At 44.7% G+C, this 20,027-nt stretch carries 17 protein-coding genes and 1 pseudogene; all 18 read left to right on the forward strand.

The annotated features are described in order from the left end of the window. Positions 1-317 (forward strand): hypothetical protein (locus LZ24_RS07375; RefSeq protein WP_222427572.1); only part of this gene is annotated, 317 nt, incomplete at its 5' end. A gap of 81 nt (positions 318-398) precedes the next feature. After that, positions 399-641, forward strand: coding sequence for a DUF1902 domain-containing protein (locus LZ24_RS07380; protein ID WP_144684116.1), 243 nt, complete (start codon positions 399-401; stop codon positions 639-641). A 32-nt stretch (positions 642-673) separates the two neighbouring features. Further along, positions 674-832 (forward strand): annotated as a pseudogene (locus LZ24_RS18000) (type II toxin-antitoxin system HicA family toxin); the annotation flags it as partial. 92 nt (positions 833-924) lie between these two features. Further along, complete coding sequence (pseB, locus tag LZ24_RS07390; protein ID WP_144684118.1) at positions 925-1,926, forward strand: UDP-N-acetylglucosamine 4,6-dehydratase (inverting); 1,002 nt, start codon at positions 925-927, stop codon at positions 1,924-1,926. Between the two features lie 194 nt (positions 1,927-2,120). Further along, the gene (locus LZ24_RS07395; protein WP_186442988.1) at positions 2,121-2,681 is read left to right on the forward strand and encodes an adenylyl-sulfate kinase; all 561 of its coding nucleotides are present in this window, start codon (positions 2,121-2,123) and stop codon (positions 2,679-2,681) included. Positions 2,682-2,698: 17 nt separating this feature from the next. Next, positions 2,699-4,024 (forward strand): phosphoenolpyruvate mutase, encoded by a 1,326-nt coding sequence (gene aepX / locus LZ24_RS07400; RefSeq protein ID WP_144684122.1) that lies wholly within the window; start codon positions 2,699-2,701, stop codon positions 4,022-4,024. A 46-nt stretch (positions 4,025-4,070) separates the two neighbouring features. Next, the gene (gene aepY, locus LZ24_RS07405) at positions 4,071-5,204 is read left to right on the forward strand and encodes a phosphonopyruvate decarboxylase (RefSeq protein ID WP_144684124.1); all 1,134 of its coding nucleotides are present in this window, start codon (positions 4,071-4,073) and stop codon (positions 5,202-5,204) included. A gap of 97 nt (positions 5,205-5,301) precedes the next feature. Next, the gene (locus LZ24_RS07410) at positions 5,302-6,387 is read left to right on the forward strand and encodes a phosphonoacetaldehyde reductase (RefSeq protein WP_246118553.1); all 1,086 of its coding nucleotides are present in this window, start codon (positions 5,302-5,304) and stop codon (positions 6,385-6,387) included. Positions 6,388-6,424: 37 nt separating this feature from the next. Then, on the forward strand, positions 6,425-7,276 hold the full coding sequence (locus tag LZ24_RS07415; RefSeq protein ID WP_144684126.1) for a hypothetical protein: 852 nt from the start codon (positions 6,425-6,427) through the stop codon (positions 7,274-7,276). Between the two features lie 186 nt (positions 7,277-7,462). Next, positions 7,463-7,786, forward strand: coding sequence for a hypothetical protein (locus LZ24_RS07420; protein WP_144684128.1), 324 nt, complete (start codon positions 7,463-7,465; stop codon positions 7,784-7,786). After that, on the forward strand, positions 7,752-8,477 hold the full coding sequence (gene pseF, locus LZ24_RS07425) for a pseudaminic acid cytidylyltransferase (RefSeq protein WP_144684130.1): 726 nt from the start codon (positions 7,752-7,754) through the stop codon (positions 8,475-8,477). The genes LZ24_RS07420 and pseF overlap by 35 nt, the downstream gene beginning before the upstream one ends. Positions 8,478-8,566: 89 nt before the next feature. Next, positions 8,567-9,130, forward strand: a complete 564-nt coding sequence (locus tag LZ24_RS07430) for a pseudaminic acid biosynthesis-associated methylase (protein ID WP_246118549.1) — start codon at positions 8,567-8,569, stop codon at positions 9,128-9,130. Further along, positions 9,109-10,248: a UDP-2,4-diacetamido-2,4,6-trideoxy-beta-L-altropyranose hydrolase gene (gene pseG, locus LZ24_RS07435; protein ID WP_144684134.1), complete on the forward strand. Its 1,140-nt coding sequence runs from the start codon at positions 9,109-9,111 to the stop codon at positions 10,246-10,248. The genes LZ24_RS07430 and pseG overlap by 22 nt, the downstream gene beginning before the upstream one ends. A gap of 114 nt (positions 10,249-10,362) precedes the next feature. After that, positions 10,363-11,643 (forward strand): ATP-grasp domain-containing protein, encoded by a 1,281-nt coding sequence (locus LZ24_RS07440; RefSeq protein ID WP_222427574.1) that lies wholly within the window; start codon positions 10,363-10,365, stop codon positions 11,641-11,643. Then, positions 11,627-12,298 carry an HAD family hydrolase gene (locus tag LZ24_RS07445; RefSeq protein WP_144684136.1) on the forward strand — a complete coding sequence of 224 codons (672 nt, stop codon included), beginning with the start codon at positions 11,627-11,629 and terminating at the stop codon, positions 12,296-12,298. The genes LZ24_RS07440 and LZ24_RS07445 overlap by 17 nt, the downstream gene beginning before the upstream one ends. Positions 12,299-12,350: 52 nt before the next feature. Further along, entirely contained in the window at positions 12,351-13,403 is a 1,053-nt protein-coding gene (gene pseI / locus LZ24_RS07450) for a pseudaminic acid synthase (protein ID WP_144684138.1), read from the forward strand. Positions 13,404-13,467: 64 nt separating this feature from the next. Continuing rightward, the gene (locus LZ24_RS07455) at positions 13,468-16,335 is read left to right on the forward strand and encodes a 6-hydroxymethylpterin diphosphokinase MptE-like protein (RefSeq protein WP_186442989.1); all 2,868 of its coding nucleotides are present in this window, start codon (positions 13,468-13,470) and stop codon (positions 16,333-16,335) included. A 119-nt stretch (positions 16,336-16,454) separates the two neighbouring features. Beyond that, positions 16,455-19,838: a flagellin N-terminal helical domain-containing protein gene (locus tag LZ24_RS07460; protein WP_186442990.1), complete on the forward strand. Its 3,384-nt coding sequence runs from the start codon at positions 16,455-16,457 to the stop codon at positions 19,836-19,838. Positions 19,839-20,027 lie beyond the last annotated feature (189 nt).

The raw sequence follows: 20,027 nt of genomic DNA on the forward strand, positions 1-20,027 counted from the left end.
CCATCTTGAAGAACAACCCCCACATCGCCAGTGCCAGGGAAAAGTACATCAAGTTCACCCAGGATGATCATATGCGTGAAGCCTATGAGTCCCACCTCAAATGGAAGAGGGATCATAAGACGGATCTGCTTTATGCCAGAAGTGAGGGACGCCATGAAGAGAAGTTTGAAACCATCATGCGTCTTTCCAAGCTCAATCTAAATCCCCATGATATTGCCGTAGGTGTTGGGCTTACCCCTGAAAAAGTCAGAGAAGTCCTTGCTGCAGGGGATAAGGGGGTGGATGTTCTTATTGGCAAAACTACCATCAAACAATAGTCCTGTCCGGGTCTGAGCAAAAAACGGGGCACAAAAAGGCCCACCCTTTTTTTCTTTATTGATTCTTAAAAGGAAAACCTTATGCACCAGAAACCTTATTTTATAAGGGCAGAATGGGATGATGAAGCAAGGGTCTGGGTTGCCAGCAGCGATGATATCCCCGGCCTTGCCACAGAAGAAGAAAATCTTGAGTCCCTCATCCATAAACTCAAAACAATAATCCCTGAGCTCCTTGAAGCCAACGGAATGATCCCGGAGACTGAAATTCCCTTTGAAATTTTTTCAAGACGCTTCGAACTCGCAGGCTCCCAGGCCGACGGATGAAAAACTATAGCAAATAGCTAAAAAAACATCTTGCCCAGGCGGGCTGTTTCTTTGAGCGACAAGGAAAAGGTGATCATGAAATCTGGTACAGCCCCCAAACCAACATCCGTTTTGTTGTGGATCATGATATCCGGTCAAGACACACAGCCAACGCAGTACTCAAACAGGCTGGCCTGAACAAAAAATTCTAAACACACAATAAGCACACTGAAAAATCAAATTCCTGGCCCGCTTATTGCTTTGTGTTTTTACAGACGTAAACGATTCTAAAGGGAGAGCAGCCATGTTCGATAAAAAATCCATCCTCATCACAGGCGGCACAGGATCCTTTGGCAGGCAGTTCACCAAAACCCTTCTCTCCCGCTACAACCCATCCCGCATTGCCATCTATTCCAGAGACGAACTCAAACAGTATGAAATGGCACAGGAGTACAATGCCCCCTGCATGCGCTATTTCATAGGAGATGTACGGGACAAGGAACGCCTCACCATGGCCATGCGGGGCGTGGAAATAGTAATTCACGCAGCAGCCCTCAAACAGGTGCCTGCTGCAGAATACAACCCCATGGAATGCATAAAAACCAACATCAACGGTGCCCAGAATGTCATCGATGCCGCCTTTGCCAACAATGTCAGCCAGGTTATGGCCCTGTCAACGGACAAAGCAGCTTCACCCATCAATCTGTACGGTGCCACCAAACTGGCTTCGGACAAGCTCTTTGTGGCCGCCAATAATATGGCGGGTGGTCATAAAACCGCCTTTTCCGTGGTTCGATACGGCAATGTGGTGGGCTCCAGAGGCTCTGTGGTACCCTATTTCAAAAAACTCATTGAAGAAAAAAGCGACCACCTGCCCATTACAGACCCCCGCATGACCCGCTTCTGGATTACCCTGCAGCAGGGAGTGGATTTTGTATGCAAAAACTTCGAACGCATGAAGGGCGGAGAAATTTTTGTGCCCAAAATCCCCTCCATACGTATCACAGACCTTGCAGAAGCCATGGCTCCGGATCTGGAGCAGCGCATTATAGGCATCCGGCCCGGAGAAAAACTTCATGAAACCATGTGTCCTGCGGACGACTCCCATCTTACCTTAGAATTTCATGATCATTATGTAATACGGCCCACCATTGTTTTTTCAAGCAGGTGCAATGCCTTTACCAAAAATATCTTAGGAGAAACTGGCACGCCCGTTGCAGACGGTTTTTCATATAACTCGGCCACCAATATTAAGTTTTTTTCCTTAAAAGAAATTAAAGATTGTAATGCACTGGCCGAAGTATAAAACAGCAGCAACTGAATATGTAGTACTGAATACAAATCATAAAATTAACTAAAAGTTTTTGTAACTGTTCAGAATGCATATTTGTATCTTTCTTTTTTTTAAAAAAATAGTGTCTGTCTAAAAACGATATGCAGAATCTTTTTAGTGCAAGGCAAGGCAGGACAGTCTGAATTTTGGTTTATAGGAGAGCTTCGGTGCCAAACAACATAAAAACTGATGAAACAAAAAAGGGCCGAGTGCTCTGGATTACCGGGCTTTCCGGTGCCGGTAAAACGACCCTTAGCCGCCTCCTTTTTCTGCGCTTACGCCAGTTGGAACTTGCCCCCATATTACTTGATGGCGATGAACTCCGTGCAGTATTCGGACAGCAGGCCTATAACATGCAAAGCCGTCTTGAACTTGGCTATTCATATATAAATCTCTGCAAGACACTGAGCAGCCAGGGGCATATTGTTATTATTGCAGTGATTGGCCTGATCAAAGATCTACATTTGTATAGAAAGCAACAACTGCCTGATTGTTTTGATATTTTCCTGGATGTTCCGATCAGTGAACTTCAGCTGCGTGATCCCAAGGGCTTGTATCTCAAATACAGACAAGGCTTAGTAAAAGATGTTTACGGTTTAGACTTAAAAGCCGATCCACCACCATCTCCACATCTTCATCTACGCTTTGATCCTTGTAAAAATGCAGAAGACTGGGCAGCTCAGGTAGAGGATGCCTTATCTACCTATCTTGTTAATGGCCAAGCCTGAATATAAAGGAATGTATTATGCCTGATTCAGAATCACAACGGGATAAAAAAAAAGTCTATCTTGGCATGAGCGCCGATCTGGTGCATCCTGGTCATCTAAATATTATTCGTACCGCAGCAGGTCTTGGTGAAGTTACGGTTGGTCTTCTCACAGATGAAGCCATTGCCAGCTATAAACGCATTCCATATATGTCCTTTGATCAGCGCAGGGAAGTGATTGAAAATATTAAGGGGGTGGATCGGGTTGTAGCCCAGACCACGCTGGATTATGTGCCGAACCTTGAAGCCCTGAAGCCAGACTATGTGGTACATGGTGATGACTGGCGTGATGGGATACAGAAAACAACCCGTCAGAGGGTGATAGACTGCCTTGCACAATGGGGTGGTGAGCTGGTGGAAGTTCCTTATACGCAGGGTATTTCATCCACACAGATCAACAGGGCTTTGCGTGATATTGGTACAACGCCGGATATACGTCTAAATTCCCTGAAAAGAATGTTAAAGGTCAAGCCCCTTCTGCGTTTTCTTGATATTCATAACGCCCTTTGTGGCCTTATCATAGAAAACACCGCCATGGTAAACGAAAAAGGCAGGTGTGAATTTGACGGCATGTGGGGCAGTAGCCTTACGGATTCCACGGCAAAGGGCAAGCCAGACATAGAAGCCGTTGATGTTTCTTCCCGCATCCATACCCTTAACGAGGTTCTGGAAGTCACAACAAAACCCATTATCTATGATGCGGACACAGGCGGACAGCCGGAGCATTTTGCATTTACCGTTAAAACCCTTGAAAGACTCGGGGTATCAGCTGCCATTATTGAAGATAAAACCGGTTTGAAGAAAAATTCGCTGTTTGGAACGGATGTGCCTCAAACCCAGGACAGTGTGGAAAACTTCTGCCATAAAATACAGGTAGGCAAAAAAAGTCAGGCCACGGACGGGTTTATGATTATAGCCAGAATAGAAAGTCTGATTCTGGGGAAAGGCGTAGAAGATGCACTGATGCGGGCCAGAGCCTACCTGCAGGCTGGTGCGGACGGCATTATGATTCACAGCAGAAACAAAACACCCGATGAGGTATTTGCCTTCTGCAGGGAATACAATAGATTTGAAAACCGTAAACCCCTTGTGGCCGTACCTTCAAGCTATAATCATGTCACTGAAGCCGAGCTGCAGGAACATGGTGTAAATATTGTCATATATGCCAATCATCTTCTTCGCAGTGCCTATCCTGCCATGGTAAAAACAGCGGAATGTATTCTACGGTATGGCCGTTCTTCAGAATGTGACGCACAGCTCATGCCCATAAAAGAAATTCTGGAGCTGATTCCGGGTACCCGTTAGCAGTATTGATCCATGATTCTTTTAAACAATATGAAAGATACCCGCTATGCTTTCTCCTGAAACATTTTTTGATACCTTACGCAGAAAGGGTATTGATTTATTTGCAGGTGTGCCGGATTCTCTTTTGTCTGGTATCTGCGCCTGCATAGAAGATCGCTGCCCCAAAAGCTCTCATGTGATTACTGCCAATGAAGGCAATGCCATAGCCCTTGCGGCGGGTTTTCATCTGAGTACGGGGAAGACTGCTGCTGTATATATGCAGAATTCAGGGCTTGGTAACTGCATCAATCCCCTCACTTCCCTTACAGATCCTGAAGTTTACCGTATCCCTGTACTGCTCATTATCGGCTGGAGAGGAGAACCTTCGGTAAAGGATGAGCCGCAGCATGTCAAGCAAGGCCGCATAACGGAAAAGCAGCTTAATCTTCTTGAAATCCCATACTGGATACTGGATGGAAACACAGATATGAAAAAAGTTGTCCAGCAGGCCGTGGACAGCCTGAATAAAAACGCTTCACCAGCAGCCATTCTTGTCCGTAAAAATACCTTTTCTCCATATAAAAGCTCTCAAAAAACAACGATGCCATCCACATTGAAGCGGGAAGATGCACTGGCCTGCATACTTCGCCTTGCAAAAGATGATCTCATCATATCCACTACAGGAAAAACATCCCGTGAAGTGTATGCCTTAAGAGAATCATTCAATCAGAAACAGCGAGATTTTCTCACCGTGGGTTCCATGGGGCATACATCATCCATTGCCCTGGGCGTTGCCCTTGGAAGACCTGAAAAACGGGTGATATGCCTTGATGGTGATGGTTCTCTGCTTATGCATATGGGTGCCATCCCTGTGATTGGAAGCATGAAGCCTGAAAATTTTATCCATGTTTTACTCAATAACGGTGCCCATGAATCCGTTGGCGGTCAGCCTACCGTGGCAAACAGGGTGGACTTTGCATCGCTTAGCCTTGCATGCGGATACAAAAAATATGAAAAAGTATGCGACATTGAAGGTATTCAGAGGGCATGGCAAAAGCTGGGCAGGGAGAAAGGGCCTTTAATGCTGGAAGTTGTTATAAAAACAGGATCAAGGGCTGATCTGGGAAGGCCTTCTACAACACCGGCGGAAAACAAGCAGGCATTTATGCAGGCTGCTATGGAGGGTGCTGTTCATGGATGACCCCTGTGCTGACATGGCCCGTGCCTCATACTGGAATCATTACAATCCAGTCAGAATCATAGCTGGTGCAGGCGCAATAAATCATATCGGGCTATGTATGGAGCAGTTCTTTCCTGCCCCTGATCCATCAGAAACAGGAAAACAAAAGCATACCGGCACAATCCTGCTACTGACAAGTAAAGGATTTACCCGCAGGGGAGCAGTAGATAGGCTTTGTGGTATTATTGTCTCTGCAAGGCCCTGGGTGCATATGGAGATCCATGATTCTGTTCAGCCAAATCCGGATATGCGGGATATGGAAAGCCTGACCCACAAATACAAAGGTCACACCATCAGCGGCATTATTGCAATGGGTGGCGGAAGTGTACTGGATACGGGTAAGGTTCTTTCTGTACTGCTACCCCATATTGTTGCAAACTCTGAGTATGCAGGGCTTGAAGATATTCTCTGTCAGGGGAAAAAGCCTCACTTTTTTAAAAAAATACCCTTGATCGCCATCCCCACCACAGCGGGAACCGGTGCTGAAGTGACGCCCTTTGCAACGATCTGGGATGCGCTAAGGCATAAAAAATATTCCCTCAGCGATAATCTTGTTTTTCCCTGTCATGCCTTATCTGATCCTGAACTCACCCTATCGCTCCCCGAAGAAGAAACAGTGAATACAGGGCTGGATGCCCTTTCCCATGCACTGGAATCCCTGTGGAATATAAACCGTACTCCCCTAAGCGAAGCTCTTGCATGGCAGGCGCTATATCTTGGGGTAAAGGCCCTGCCAGCTGTTCTTGAACAGCCAGAATCCATTGATAAAAGAGCACAAATGACGCATGCAGCCCTTCTTTCTGGTCTTGCAATCAGTCAGACCAAAACAGCACTGGCCCACAGTATTTCTTATCCCCTTACCAGCCGTTTTAATATCCCCCATGGTCTTGCATGCAGCTTTACACTGGCCGAAATGATACGGCTGTCTGTAAAGGAGAAAGTTTTTCCTGTACATTACTCTGCTCTGCTTAAGGAACTTATTTTTCTGCTGGAAAGCCTTGGTTTGAAGAATCGGATAGGCAAGTATGCTTCCTTTAAGGATATTTTGAATGAAAATGAGGCCATGCATACACCTGAACGAGCTGACAACTGCATTATCAAGCCGGATCTTATTCGATTGCTCAAACAGTCACTAAACATTTAAAGCTGGTACAAGCAAATTACAACAAGAAGAGGCCATAATGAGTGTTAAAAAAATAGCAATTTTTACTGTTGGATATTATGGAAGAGCAACCTACAGAGCCCTCATAAAGAAAAACGATATAATAGTAACGGGCTTTTACGATAATAATCCTAATTTATGGGGTACAACAAAGTTTGACTTACCCATATGGAATCCTAAAAAAATTTCAGAACATGATTTTGATACAATTGCAGTCCCAGGCCGAGTGCAAAAAGAGATTACCGAACAACTCCTTAGCATGGGCATAAAACATGAAAAAATATGGCATGTTGCCAAAAACGAGATAAGACCTGACAAAACAGCCCTTGACAGTAGAACGCAGCTACTTAAAGAATTATTCATCCCGCTTATCAATTTCTTGAATAAATCAAATATCCCATACTGGGCAATGTACTCATGCTTACTCGCTATTATCAGGGGCGATGAACCTGCCTCATTTGCCGATTTTGATATTTTTTATGATTCAAAATTTACAAAATTAATCAATGATTTTTTTGTCATACACTATATAAAAAAAGACCCAGAAAATTCTGTTATATATAAATATGATAACAATAACTCAAATATAGAAATAATTAATTTGATAAAAGGTAATCAAAAAAATAAAATACATGAACCAGCAATTATTTCTCTAATGCCAGTTGACCAATCTGAAAAACATCTTTATTCAAAGTATAATTTGGACAAAAAAATCCCACTGTTTTTTTTTACAACTAAAAACTATAAAAAATATTTTGGCCTTGACATTTCAATCCCTCATCAATCAGAAATACTTCTCGAATTTCTCTATGGAAAAGACTGGAAAACACCTCATAACTACTGGGATGGAAAACACAATATGACATTCTAAAACTTTTAAGACATAAAAAATATTTAACAATATCTAAAGAAGAAACATAACTGATATCTATTAAAACATGCTGGTCGGCACTGGTTCAGCTGAATGGGATTCTTTGAAAGAATTAATAAAAAGGACGGAATGTTTCATTGAACATACTTTTTTATCAACCCATTCAATTATGGAGACTACCCCATCATGGAACGTTTCATGATCGCTTGTCCATCTTGCCAGCCCCGAAAAAAAAAAAAAACACCGCCTATAAAACCACCAACGCCGACGGACGAACTATCTATTAGTGCACCAGCTGTGGTCGGTACTTTTCCCAGACTTGCAACACCTTCTCAATTGGAAAGCCCGCTTCAGCTGAAACCTTTTTGCAAAACACTCTTTTTCCCTTACTATTCCGCAACACTCTGCGGTCTTGACAACATTACCTTGCATTTCAAGCAAGTCATGAAAAACATTTCTGCCCCAAGAGGAAACCATGAATATCGCCATCATCCCAGCAAGGGGCGGTAGTAAACGTATTCCAGGAAAAAATATACGCTCTTTTGCCGGAAAGCCAATGATTGCCTATAGTATTGAGGCTGCCATACTTTCAGGCCTTTTCGATCGAATAATCGTTTCAACTGATTCTCCCGAAATTGCATCAACAGCACGAAAATATGGCGCTGAAGTACCCTTTCTCCGCCCTGAGAAACTCTCAGATGATCACACACCCACAACACCCGTTCTGCTTCACTGTCTTCAACATCTTGAAAAGAAAAACACACTACCTGAATATGCCTGTTGTATTTATGCCACAGCTCCTCTGATTCAGCCCTGTTTCATCAAAAAAGGCTATAAAACCATTAAAACTCGAAAAGTTTCTTCTGTGTTTTCCGTCACAAGCTTTACCTTTCCTATTTTCAGAGCCTTGCACATTACAGAAACAGGACACCTTGCCATGTTCTGGCCTGAACATGAGCTGACCCGATCCAACGATCTTCCCGAAGCCTTTCATGATGCAGGACAATTTTACTGGTTCGACTGCAGAAAATTCATGAAGCACCCGAAAATATATACCGACGATGCCCTGCCTGTAATTCTACCCCGCCACCTGGTTCAGGATATTGATACAGAAGAAGACTGGCAAAGGGCGGAGTACCTTTACAAAGCACTGCAACTCGAAATAAATCATACTCCAAGCAAAAGACAAACAACCCAATAAAACCCTTAGCAAACAGGAAAACTATGACAACAAAAAAATATCAAACCGAACAGGAAAATTTTTGGGCAGGATCATTTGGTAACGAATATATGGAAAGAAACAGAGATCCCCTGCTTGTTTCTTCAAATATCCACCTGTTTTCAGAAATCATTGCCTGCACAAAGGATGTACACAGCATTTTTGAAGTCGGCGCTAATATCGGTCTCAATATTGACGCACTGAACCAGCTTTGCCCCGAAAAAACCACTTCCTCTCTGGAACTCAACACTGAAGCCTTCAGCACCTTAAAAAACAAATGCACGGGCGAAGCATACCAGGGTTCAGTTCTGGATTTAAATCCTTCTGAACTACCAACCTTTGACTTTACCTTCACCAAGGGTGTTCTCATACACATCCATCCGGACAAACTACCTCTGGTTTATGAAAAACTATACCAGCTATCCTCAAAATATCTCTGCATCATTGAATACTACAATCCCACACCCGTTGAAGTAGAATATCGGGGGTTCAGAAACAAACTTTTCAAAAGGGATTTTGCAGGAGAAATACTCACGGCTTATCAGGATCTGAAACTTGTCAATTATGGGTTCAAATATCATAAAGACAATAACTTTCCCATAGGGGATGTTACATGGTTTTTGCTGAAAAAATAAAAAAACCTTGCGTCATTTTCCGTACAGATGCATCTCAAATAATTGGAACAGGTCATGTCATGAGATGTCTGACTTTAGCTTCTGAATTTAAAAAAAAAGGTATTCAATGCCATTTTGTCTGCAAAAATCATCCTGGCAATCTTACTTCAAAAATTCAGGAGCAGGGCTTTACTGTTCATCTGATACCCCTAAGCAAGAAAGTTCATCACACAAACAGCCAATACCAAGATTCCTATAACCCATGGCTGGGTAGTTCATCAAAGGAAGATGCCGCAGAAACACTTAAAATTCTAAAACTATTGAAACCTCTTTGGGTTGTTCTGGATCACTACTCAATCGGCAGTCAATGGGAACGACAAATACGTCCTTTCACCTCCAAAATTATGGTGCTGGATGACTTAGCTAATCGCACTCATGATTGTGACATACTCTTAGATCCAAATCGTAATCCTGATTCTGATGACTATAAACCACTCACGCCGTCCCACTGCACACTATTGCTTGGAAGTGCCTATGTGCTTTTGCGGGAAGAATTCATAAATATGCAGGCTCAAAGCCTGGAGCGTCGAAATTGCCCTGCTCTCAATAATATTCTTATTACCATGGGGGGAACAGATCCCAACAATAATACAGGCCGCATCCTGAAATACCTCCAAGAATCCCCCAGTATCAAGGATTTAAATATTTCTGTGGTACTTGGAAGCCAGGCCCCCCACCTGAAAACTATCCAACAACAGATTAAATTGCTTTCCTGCACTACCCAGCTTTACATAGATACCAAAAATATGGCAACAATTATGGCTGAAAATGATTTAGCCATTTCTGCATGTAGCAGCACATCCTGGGAATGTTGCTACATGGGGCTCCCTGCAATTCTTTTAGTTACGGCAGAGAACCAAAAATTTTTAGCTGACTCCTTAAAAAAAAACAGTTCCTTGTGGATTTTTAATAATTCAGATTATGGTATTTCTAAAATTCCTGAAATAATAACAGAACTGAAAAAAAACAACGATGCTTTTAAAAAGATAAATCCTCAAAATCAATCACTTATTGATGGCAGAGGAAAAGAAAGAATCATTGATCAAATAAAAGGACTTAATCAAAAACTAAAAAAATAAACTGGGTTACTATGAGATTATCTAAATTTAACTTTCATATTTACACCCCTCCCGATTTCTTACTTGATAATAGATTGATGGGGACAACAACAGCAAGGAATAGATGGAGCATAAATGATAAATGAAAGAATTTTTATTAGTGACGCAGCCGGAGTAATTGAAAGTAAAATGGTACCACGATTAATTGAGCTGGGAGCACAGGTTTTTGTTGGAGACCTTAAGCCAAAACCAAAATTCTTTCCTGCTGAAGGAATGATACGATTGGCAGAATCTTCCGAATTAAAAGGAGTGGTAAATTTGGGTGCCGGTAAAGTAAGACGGGTATCTGATATTATTGAGGTCATAAAATCAAATATTCCAAATACGAATATAGAAACAGAGGATTCTGTCACTGATATCGAATATGAAAAAAGAAAACTATCCGGAAAAAAACAATATAGTTGTCAAAATGTATTGATAACAAGTGCAGGACGAAAAATACCCCTTATAAATTCTGTGGTTGATGGTGTTAAGCGGTTAAATTCAAAAAATCGGGTATATGTAACTGATATTAATTCAAAAGTACATTCTCAGTATGTCAGTGATGGTTTTATACAACTTCCTGCAACCGACCCAATTAATATTGACGCAATTATAAAGATTTGTTGTGAGTTTAATATCAATATGATTATTCCAACCCGTGATGGAGAACTCTTGTTCTGGGCTAAAAATCAAGACAAGTTCAAGCAGGATGGAATTGATATCGTTATATCTGGGGCAGAAGCCGTCTCTACATGTATTGATAAATTAGCTTTTGCCATATTTGGCATTGACATGAAACTTCCTATAATACCTGCATGGGAATCACCACAAGGAAATGGGCCTTTTGTAGTAAAAGAAAGATTTGGCGCAGGCAGTCGCTCCATAGGTTTAAATCTTTCGCAGGAACAAGCTATTCAACATGGTAAAAATCTCGATCATCCTATATTTCAGCCTTACATTACTGGTCAAGAAATCAGTGTGGATGCATGGATCGACCGCAATCATAAAGTAAAGGGACTTATACTGCGCTTGCGTAATGAAATTATAAATGGTGAATCTGTAGTAACAACTACCTTCCGGAATCAAGACTTAGAAAAACAATGCATAAAAATATTGGAAGCATTGCCACTTAAAGGACCTGTCGTTATTCAGATTCTCATTGATAAATCTGGTTATCCACATATTATCGAATTAAACACTCGTTTTGGCGGCGCCTCTACCGCATCAATTGCGGCAGGTTTGGATATCTGGTATTGGACATTGCTGGAAGCAAATGGTGAGAATTTAAAAAATTATCCATTCCATAGATGTGTTCAGGATATTCGCCAGATAAGAGTACCAAAGGATTTAGTGATCTATGGTTCTGATTTTTGATCTTGATGATACCTTATATGAAGAGCGTACTTTTGTACTGAGCGGGCTTAAGGCTGTTTCTCGATTTGGTCATGATCGATTTGGCTGGAATCCAGAGACTTCCTTCAACTTTATGATAAACATTTTTAATAATTATGGTCGAGGCACTATTTTTGACCGCTGGCTTTCATATCATGGTACTTGGAGTAAATCCTTAGTCAATGAGTGTATAAAGTGCTACCGTTACCATACTCCGAATATTGAATTGAATTCTACCGCAAAAAAAATATTACCATTACTTAAAGAAACACCACTCTATCTGGTAACGGATGGGCATAAAGTAGTGCAAGCGAACAAAGTTGACGCCCTTGGTTTAGAAGCATTTTTTAAGCGTATTATGATTACACACAGGTTTGGACTAAAGCATGCCAAACCATCCATTTACTGCTTCGAAAAAATAAAAGCTTCTGAAAATTGTTCATGGTCCGACATGGTTTACATTGGAGACAATCCGGCAAAAGATTTCATCAATCTCAATCCATTGGGCGTTCATACAATTCGTGTACTGACAGGTGAATACAGTAAAGTAATTGGTAAATCAGGCTATGAAGCACAATATCAAATTCAGGCCCTTGACGAATTATTGGTTGCTTTAGACCATTTAAAAGACCAATGAATTCAAAGCTTGCCTAACCGCTACTGGCAACCGGAAAAAGGAGACCGGAAGAATGTCCGAACCCTATATATATATTAATAATCGCCGAATATCACCCCTTACCCCTCCCTATATCATTGCCGAACTTTCCGCCAACCACAATGGCAGCTTGGAAAGGGCCCTCGCCATTCTGGAAACGGCCAAAAAATCCGGCGCGGATGCCGTCAAGCTCCAGACCTATACGGCAGACACCCTCACCCTCAACTGCGATACCGAAGACTTTCAGATCAAAGGTGGCCTCTGGGACGGAAAAAGCCTGTATGAACTTTACCAGTGGGCCCACATGCCCTGGGACTGGCACGCTCCACTCTTTCAACGGGCAAGGGAACTTAACATAACAATCTTCAGTACGCCTTTTGATAAAACCGCTGTGGATCTTCTGGAAGATTTAAACGCTCCGGCCTATAAAATAGCCTCCTTTGAAGCCGTTGATCTCCCCCTGATCCGCTATGCCGCTTCCACAAAAAAGCCCATGATCATTTCCACGGGCATGGCGGACATAGAGGAAATCGCAGAAGCTGTTCAGGCCGCAGAAGACGGAGGCTGCACGGAGCTTGCACTCCTGCACTGTGTCAGCGGCTACCCGGCGCCTCCCGAAGATTACAACCTGAAAACCATCCCAGACATGATGACCCGCTTCGGCAAAGTCACAGGGCTTTCCGACCATACCTTAGACAACGCGACAGCCATTGCCAGCGTGGCCTTGGGTGCCGCCATCATCGAAAAGCATTTTACCCTCGACAGAAAGGGCGGAGGCCCGGATGACAGCTTTTCCTTAGAGCCTCCCCAGCTTGAAGCCCTCTGCCGGGATGCCAAGACCGTCTGGCAGGCCTTAGGCAAGGTGGATTACGGCAGAAAATCCAGTGAACAAGCCAATGCCCTCTTTCGTCGATCCCTCTATTATATAAAAGATATGAAGGCCGGAGAAATCCTTGATGAAGAAAGTGTGCGGAGCATACGCCCTGGATATGGCCTGGCACCTAAATATCTGAACAATGTTCTTGGAAAAAGGCTTACATCTGATACTCGAAAAGGTAGCCCGGTTAATTGGAAGGACATACTTTAAAAACTTCTCTATAATGAGTTATGCAGATAACAATATATACTATAAAAAATACATGGAGCCCCCTATGTCCCTTGACCACAGCTATTATGATCAGAACATAAATCTTCTGAAAGAAAATCACCCCGAGGCCTGGCGTGTGGTCATGGATTATGCAGAACCCCTTCCCGGAGAAATCCATACCGCAAAAGATGGCAATCCCCTTCTCGTCATCTCAGGTCCAGATGGAAAAGAAATCTGTTTCCATGATAAAAACGATACCCTTGCAGAACTTCAGAGCTATTACAATTTAGTTCCCATAAGCAGCACGGGGGTTGCCGCATTCATCGGCATGGGCCTTGGCTACACCCCCCCTGCCATGCTTGAAGACCATAAAAACCTCCGCCATCTGCTGATGTTAGAGCCCCATACGGGCATATTCTTACAAGCCCTCCATACAAGGGATCTGAGCGTACTACTCACAGATCCAAGGGTATTGCTGGGCATAGGCCCTGATGTCAATGTAAAAGAACTGATGTTTCCCATCAACAGGGCTTTGCAACTGGAAAGCTTCCATGTTCTAAAGCACAACCCCTGCTTTCATTTTGCACCAGACCTTTACAGGCGTATCCACGATGAAGTTTTTTCCTTTGGTAACAGCTTTAACATGGAAGGCAACACCCTTTCCGCATACGGAAAAAAATTCATAGAAAACCGGTTCAAGCATCTAAGAACCATCCATCACCATCAGCTTCTGGAAAATCTGAAGGACAGATTTAAAGACAAACCTGCCATCATTGTGGCAGGCGGCCCATCTCTGGATAAAAATATTCATCTGCTGACAAAGGCAAAGGATAAGGCCCTTATCATTGCCGCAGACACCGTACTTCCGGCCCTTAAGGCCCATGGACTTACACCTGATTTTGTCTCTGCCATAGACATGCAGGATATTGCCATTGAAAAAATCATCAGCCTTGCTGATCAGCCTCTGGACACGGCCCTTGTATGTACTTCATGGCTTAATGCAAGAATACCGAAAGTTTTTCCCGCAAGGCAGGTTTACTGGACCTTTACCGCAAAAAACATGGAAGCATGGCTAAACAGCCTTGCAGGTGGTAAAATCATGACCACAGGTGCGGGTACCGTTGCCCAGCTCAACTTCATCACAGCCATTATGCTAGGCTGCTCACCCATCATCTTTGTGGGTCAGGATCTGGCCTTTTCCAAAGATCAAAGACATGCCAGCCATACAAACTTGACCAGGGAGATCTCCCCATATGAAAGTAAAAATAAAAATATGATCTGGGTAGATGCCTATGGCGGCAATGGCCAGGTAGCAACCACCAGGTCTTTCCTCGGTTTTAAAACCCACTTTGAAGATGCCATAGCCGCAGAAAAAGATCGCTTGTTTATCAATGCCACAGAAGGCGGGGTACGCATAAAGGGAACGGAAGAACTCCCCCTTGAAACCGTTATCGAGCGCCATTGCAAAGACAATTTAAATATCAAAGAAACACTCCTCGATAATGAATGCAGCAATAAAATGCCTTCTTCCCTGCGTCTTATGGATTCCTTATCCAGAATACAAAAAGACATAAAAAACAGTTCTAAAAAAATCCAGCAACTGGAAAAACACATCCAGAGCATCAAAAAACAAAGCCTGAACTTACAGAAAAAAGGCATTTCACCTCCCAACAGTCAGGCCCTGCCCCATGCCATGCGCCGGGAAATGCAGGAGCTTGATGCCATCAGCCTGAAGCTGGACAATGAAAAAATATGGCCCCTCCTTGATGAAATAACCATGGAAGGGCTGAGGCAGAGTGAAAGACTGAACCATGAAATTCAACAGCTGGAAAACAGGCCGGAACAATTTTTAAACTGGCTTTTAAAATCTCTGGAAAGGCTTAAAATTATCAATGATTTTAGAAAAGAGGTTCTGAATTTCTTTTCTGACACGGTAAACCAAACCCATGCTTTTATGCAGAAAGAAGAAATTCTGCTAAAAAAATCACAAAAAAATAATGCTATAATAGCGGCCTCAGCCCTCCTGCAGCTTTACAGCGAGCATGAAGAGATTAATCTTCTTGAAAAAGTATTTGAACAATTAAAACCTCAAATCGATGAGTCGCTGGTATATTTATATCATGGAATTATAGCAGCCCATCGCTGCCTGTTCGATAGGATGGAAACTAACTTTACAAAGGCCATAAATCTGGAGCCTTCCTTTGAGGAAGTTACCCGGCAAATTCGAATAAGAATTGCCCGGTTCCACAATAACTACTATTCTTTTATACCTTTAGAATCACCTGTTTTCAGAGTTAAAACAAAACTTAAAGCATTTCGTTATAATTCAGGCCTGCCAGAAATCTCAGAAAAAATACTTTTTTTTTCAAGGCGGTTAATTGAGGAATCAGAAAAATTTATAAAGGAACCAACCCTTTCCTTTCCAAAAGAAACCCTCCAGCTCTGGCACAAAGAACAAATGGAAAACCCAAACCTGCTCCAGCTTGTGACCCCAGAAAAAGCCTCCGTCATTCACAGCTTCTATGCCAGATACCTCATCACTAAAGAAAATTTAAGCGAAGCAGCCAACGCCCTTCAAGCAGCCACAAAGCTTACCCCGGATAATCCGGAGCTGCATCTTCTGCTGGCGGATATCTTTTTTGCCACAAAAAACTTCCCCGAAGCCATCACAGCACTGGACAAGGCCGTGGCACTGGATCGAAGCCTTGGTGTGGAATGGGAGCATATCGGAGACAGCCTCATGGCATCCGGTCAGGCAGAAGATGCGGCAGCAGTTTATGAGAAAAGCTTTCTGGCCCTGCCGGAAAATCTTCATCTTCTGAAAAAAATAGGAGATGCCTACCTTGCCATCAACCAGCCCGAAGCAGCAAGGGAAGCCTACCGCCTCCTCAATGAAAAACTCAGTGCCGCCGGTATGCAGAATGAATCATAAAAAAATATCCCCCTGCCCCTAAAAAAAACTAAAGAAAACCCGCCTCCCTCCGAAAAGGTAAACAGGAAGCTTAATACGGGCGCATGGAAGCGCCCCTTTACCACACAGGGAGGTACCCCATGAGAATCAATACAAACGTGTCGGCACTCAATGCCCACAAAAATCTCACACAGGCAGATAACAGAATCGGCAGTTCTCTGGAGCGCCTGTCATCGGGCCTGCGCATCAACCGTGCAGCGGATGACGGCTCCGGCATGACCATTGCCGACTCACTGAGATCCCAGGGACTGGGCCTTGGTCAGGCCATCAGAAACGCAAATGACGGTATCAACATCGTTCAGACGGCGGATGCTGCCCTGGAAGAATCCATTAACATCATCAATACCATCAAGCAGAAATCCATTCAGGCGGCCCAGGACGGCCAGACCACGGAAACCAGAGCAGTTATTCAGGCAGACATTGATAAACTGCTTGAAAACCTTGATACCATTGCCAACACCACATCCTTCAACAACCAGAAGCTCCTTTCCGGTGCCTTCACCAACAAGCAGTTCCAGGTGGGAGCCTACACAGGAGAGACGGTCAACATCTCCATCTCTGCCTCACAGTCCAGCAGAATCGGCCATGTGACCACAAGTAACCTTACCCTGAAAGACAACCAGCCCGGTGTTGTGGATCTGGCCATTTACTCCAACACCCTGGATCAGACCTTTGATGTGGAAGCAGTGAATGTTCAGTATAACAACTCCCGCGAAAGCGGTATGGGCGCAGTGGCAGACGCCATCAACCGCCTCAGCGACACCTTAGGCATTTCAGCAACAGCCTTTGTCCGCTCAACCACAGACCTTGCCGTATCCGCTGGCACCACAGACAGTGACTTTGCCATCAACGGCGTAAACATTGGCCAGGTCAATGTACAGAACAACGATTCAGATGGCGCTCTGGTAAAATCCATCAACCAGAAAACCGCCCAGCACGGTGTTTTTGCATCCGTAGATACAAGAGGACACCTGACCCTTACATCAACGGATGGCCGGGCCATTCAGGTAAATACCGGCGGCCAGGCCACAGACGACATTCTCCGCAACACCCAGATGAGCACGGTGGGTCATGTTCAGCTCACCCAGATGAGTGCCTCGGAAATTGTTGTCAACAATGCAGGCGGCGGTGATGTGGTCAGCCTCACAAATAACCTGGATGTGCAGCGTTCCGACGCCTACACCATGGAAGCAGAAGCAACCAGGGGTTCCCGGCTGGCAGCCACCTCCACCTTAGGCGCAGGCTGGAAAACCAATCAGGACATTGTAACAAGCTCAGCTTTCACAGGCGACATCACCACCACCCAGACCAGCAGTCTTGAAGCTGGATCCGTACTGGCCGGTGGCTCCACCGCCGTATTCCAGGGAACAGTGCACGGGGATGTCACCCTTGCCGAAAACTCAAAGCTGACCACAGCTCCCAGCACCCTGGCCCTGTACTCAGACATTAAATCAGGCAGTACCCTTGCCGCAGGTACCACCTTTACCAATGGCGTGAGCAGTGGTGGTGGCGTAAAACTGGCCGGTGAATCCGTCATTGAAGCCACAGGCCAAACCTTTGACGACAACACCATTAAATCCGCCTCCACCCTTGCCGCAGGCACTGTACTGGCGGCCAATACAACCCTTTCCGGTGTCAGTGTCACCATTGAACAGACAGCAAAAACCGTTGGTGACAGCGATATTAAATCAGGCTCCAGCCTCACCGCAGGTTCCATCATTGGATCCAATTCAGATCTTACGGGTAACTCTGGCACCATAACCATAGAAGCCACCGGAAATACCATGGGTACCAGCACCATCGGTTCTGGCTCCACCCTGCAAACGGGTACGGTTCTGGGTAATGGTACCCTCATTGAAAATGTTCAATACACCAGCGGTACATCTTCAGTTTCTGGCGTTAAAATCATGGCTACAGGTCCAGTGACTCAGGAAAGCAACATTGCTTCCGGCTCTACACTGAAAGCCGGAACCCTTCTTACGGCTGGTACATTCCTGAGTTCAGGCACAACAATTACGGGTATGGACGGTACAAGTTATGGGGGAAGTGGCGTCACCCTTACTGAAGATGTTGTGCTGCAAGCTGATGCAATTGTAAGAAGCGGTGTAACCAGAGCCAATGTTGGCAGCACCCTTGCAAACAATACTGTCTTGGGAGATCAAAGTCAGGTTTATGCAGATCTTACCCTCGCTGCCGAAACTAAAACAGTATCCGGTACTCTTACCCTGGCAAACAATTCCAGTCTTGCCGGAGGGTCCATTCTGAAAGAATCTCAGGTGGCAACAGACCTGACCCTGAGAAATGGTACTACCCTAAACTCAGATGTAACCCTTAAAACAGGCTCCATGCTTGCGGATGGCAGCAATCTCAAAGAAGAGTCTGAGGTGGCTACTGACATCACCCTTAAAGCCAACGCTGATCTAACAGGAGACCTTTTGGCTGGCAAAGGGTCCAGTTTTGCCGCTGGCACAAGGCTTGAAGTAGATTCCATTATCCACGCTGATGTTACACTGCAAAAGGCTTCAACCCTTACAGAGGATATGAACAATATCCTTGCAGAAGTTACCCTTGGAACAGGCTCCATCCTTGCTGAAGACAGCACAATCAAGGGAGGCTCCATTTTCCACGGATCTGTGGAAGTTAAAGAGGATGTTTACCTTGCCAGAAAGACCGAGCTTGGTGCAGGCTCCACCATTATACAGGAAGGCTCCTTCATCAAGGCAGGCTCCACCATCGGCGGAAACGCCACGCTGGATCAGGCTCTCAATGTAACGGGAGACGGATTCACCCTTGGTGTGGGCACCAAACTGACCCAGGGCAGCCAGCTTGCCAATGGCTCCACCTTTGGCGGCAGCATCACCCTGGCAAATAATGAAACAGTAAAAGGCCAGATGCAGGTAGCCCAGGGTTCCACCCTGGCAGAGGGCACCAAAATTACCGCTGGCACCTACCTCAGCAATGACATCAGAACCGCTGACGGTATCATGGCCGCAGGCACCGTGCTGAAGGAAGACATTACCACCGTCGGCACCAACCGCATCACCAGAGACATGACCCTGCAGGACGGTTCCGTTATCAATGAAGGCAGCATACTGGCAGCCAATGTCACCCAGGATTCAGCCACTGCCCAGCTTGATGACCGCCAGCAGCTAAGGCTTTCCGAGCTGAGCGTTCTGACCCAGGAAGATGCCCAGAATGCCATTGCCATTGCGGACTCTGCCCTGAAGGATCTGGACAAAATCCGTACAGACCTTGGTTCCGTACAGAACCAGCTGACTTCCACCGTGGCCAACATCTCCACCACGCGGGTGAATGTTATGGCAGCAGAATCCACCATCCGTGATGTGGACTTTGCGGAAGAATCTTCCAACTTCACCAAGATGCAGGTTCTGATGCAGGCAGGCACCTTCGCCATGGCCCAGGCCAACGCCAGTGCCCAGAATGTAATGAGCCTGCTCCAGTAAGCCTTAAGCCTGATTAACCCTTAACCTTAAACCCCCTCTCCTGCCGGAGGGGGTTTTTTTTGCATTATTGAACCTGAGATATGGATGGGGGGAAAAACGCCTGCTTCTGTAAAATCATTATATGCCCGTTGGCTTCGAGAGCCTGTCCCCGTGAAAAGCAAAGCACTTCCTGATAACCGCCCCTGAAAT

The organism is Desulfobotulus alkaliphilus (assembly GCF_007830435.1).
Taxonomy (GTDB): domain Bacteria; phylum Desulfobacterota; class Desulfobacteria; order Desulfobacterales; family ASO4-4; genus Desulfobotulus; species Desulfobotulus alkaliphilus.

Coding starts and splice junctions, on each gene's coding strand:
- LZ24_RS07380 (WP_144684116.1), top strand. CDS start 399: ATGCACCAGAAACCTTATTTTATAAGGGCAGAATGGGATGATGAAGCA.
- pseB (WP_144684118.1), top strand. CDS start 925: ATGTTCGATAAAAAATCCATCCTCATCACAGGCGGCACAGGATCCTTT.
- aepX (WP_144684122.1), top strand. CDS start 2,699: ATGCCTGATTCAGAATCACAACGGGATAAAAAAAAAGTCTATCTTGGC.
- aepY (WP_144684124.1), top strand. CDS start 4,071: ATGCTTTCTCCTGAAACATTTTTTGATACCTTACGCAGAAAGGGTATT.
- LZ24_RS07410 (WP_246118553.1), top strand. CDS start 5,302: ATGGAGCAGTTCTTTCCTGCCCCTGATCCATCAGAAACAGGAAAACAA.
- LZ24_RS07415 (WP_144684126.1), top strand. CDS start 6,425: ATGAGTGTTAAAAAAATAGCAATTTTTACTGTTGGATATTATGGAAGA.
- LZ24_RS07420 (WP_144684128.1), top strand. CDS start 7,463: ATGGAACGTTTCATGATCGCTTGTCCATCTTGCCAGCCCCGAAAAAAA.
- pseF (WP_144684130.1), top strand. CDS start 7,752: ATGAATATCGCCATCATCCCAGCAAGGGGCGGTAGTAAACGTATTCCA.
- LZ24_RS07430 (WP_246118549.1), top strand. CDS start 8,567: ATGGAAAGAAACAGAGATCCCCTGCTTGTTTCTTCAAATATCCACCTG.
- pseG (WP_144684134.1), top strand. CDS start 9,109: ATGGTTTTTGCTGAAAAAATAAAAAAACCTTGCGTCATTTTCCGTACA.
- LZ24_RS07440 (WP_222427574.1), top strand. CDS start 10,363: ATGATAAATGAAAGAATTTTTATTAGTGACGCAGCCGGAGTAATTGAA.
- LZ24_RS07445 (WP_144684136.1), top strand. CDS start 11,627: ATGGTTCTGATTTTTGATCTTGATGATACCTTATATGAAGAGCGTACT.
- pseI (WP_144684138.1), top strand. CDS start 12,351: ATGTCCGAACCCTATATATATATTAATAATCGCCGAATATCACCCCTT.
- LZ24_RS07455 (WP_186442989.1), top strand. CDS start 13,468: ATGTCCCTTGACCACAGCTATTATGATCAGAACATAAATCTTCTGAAA.
- LZ24_RS07460 (WP_186442990.1), top strand. CDS start 16,455: ATGAGAATCAATACAAACGTGTCGGCACTCAATGCCCACAAAAATCTC.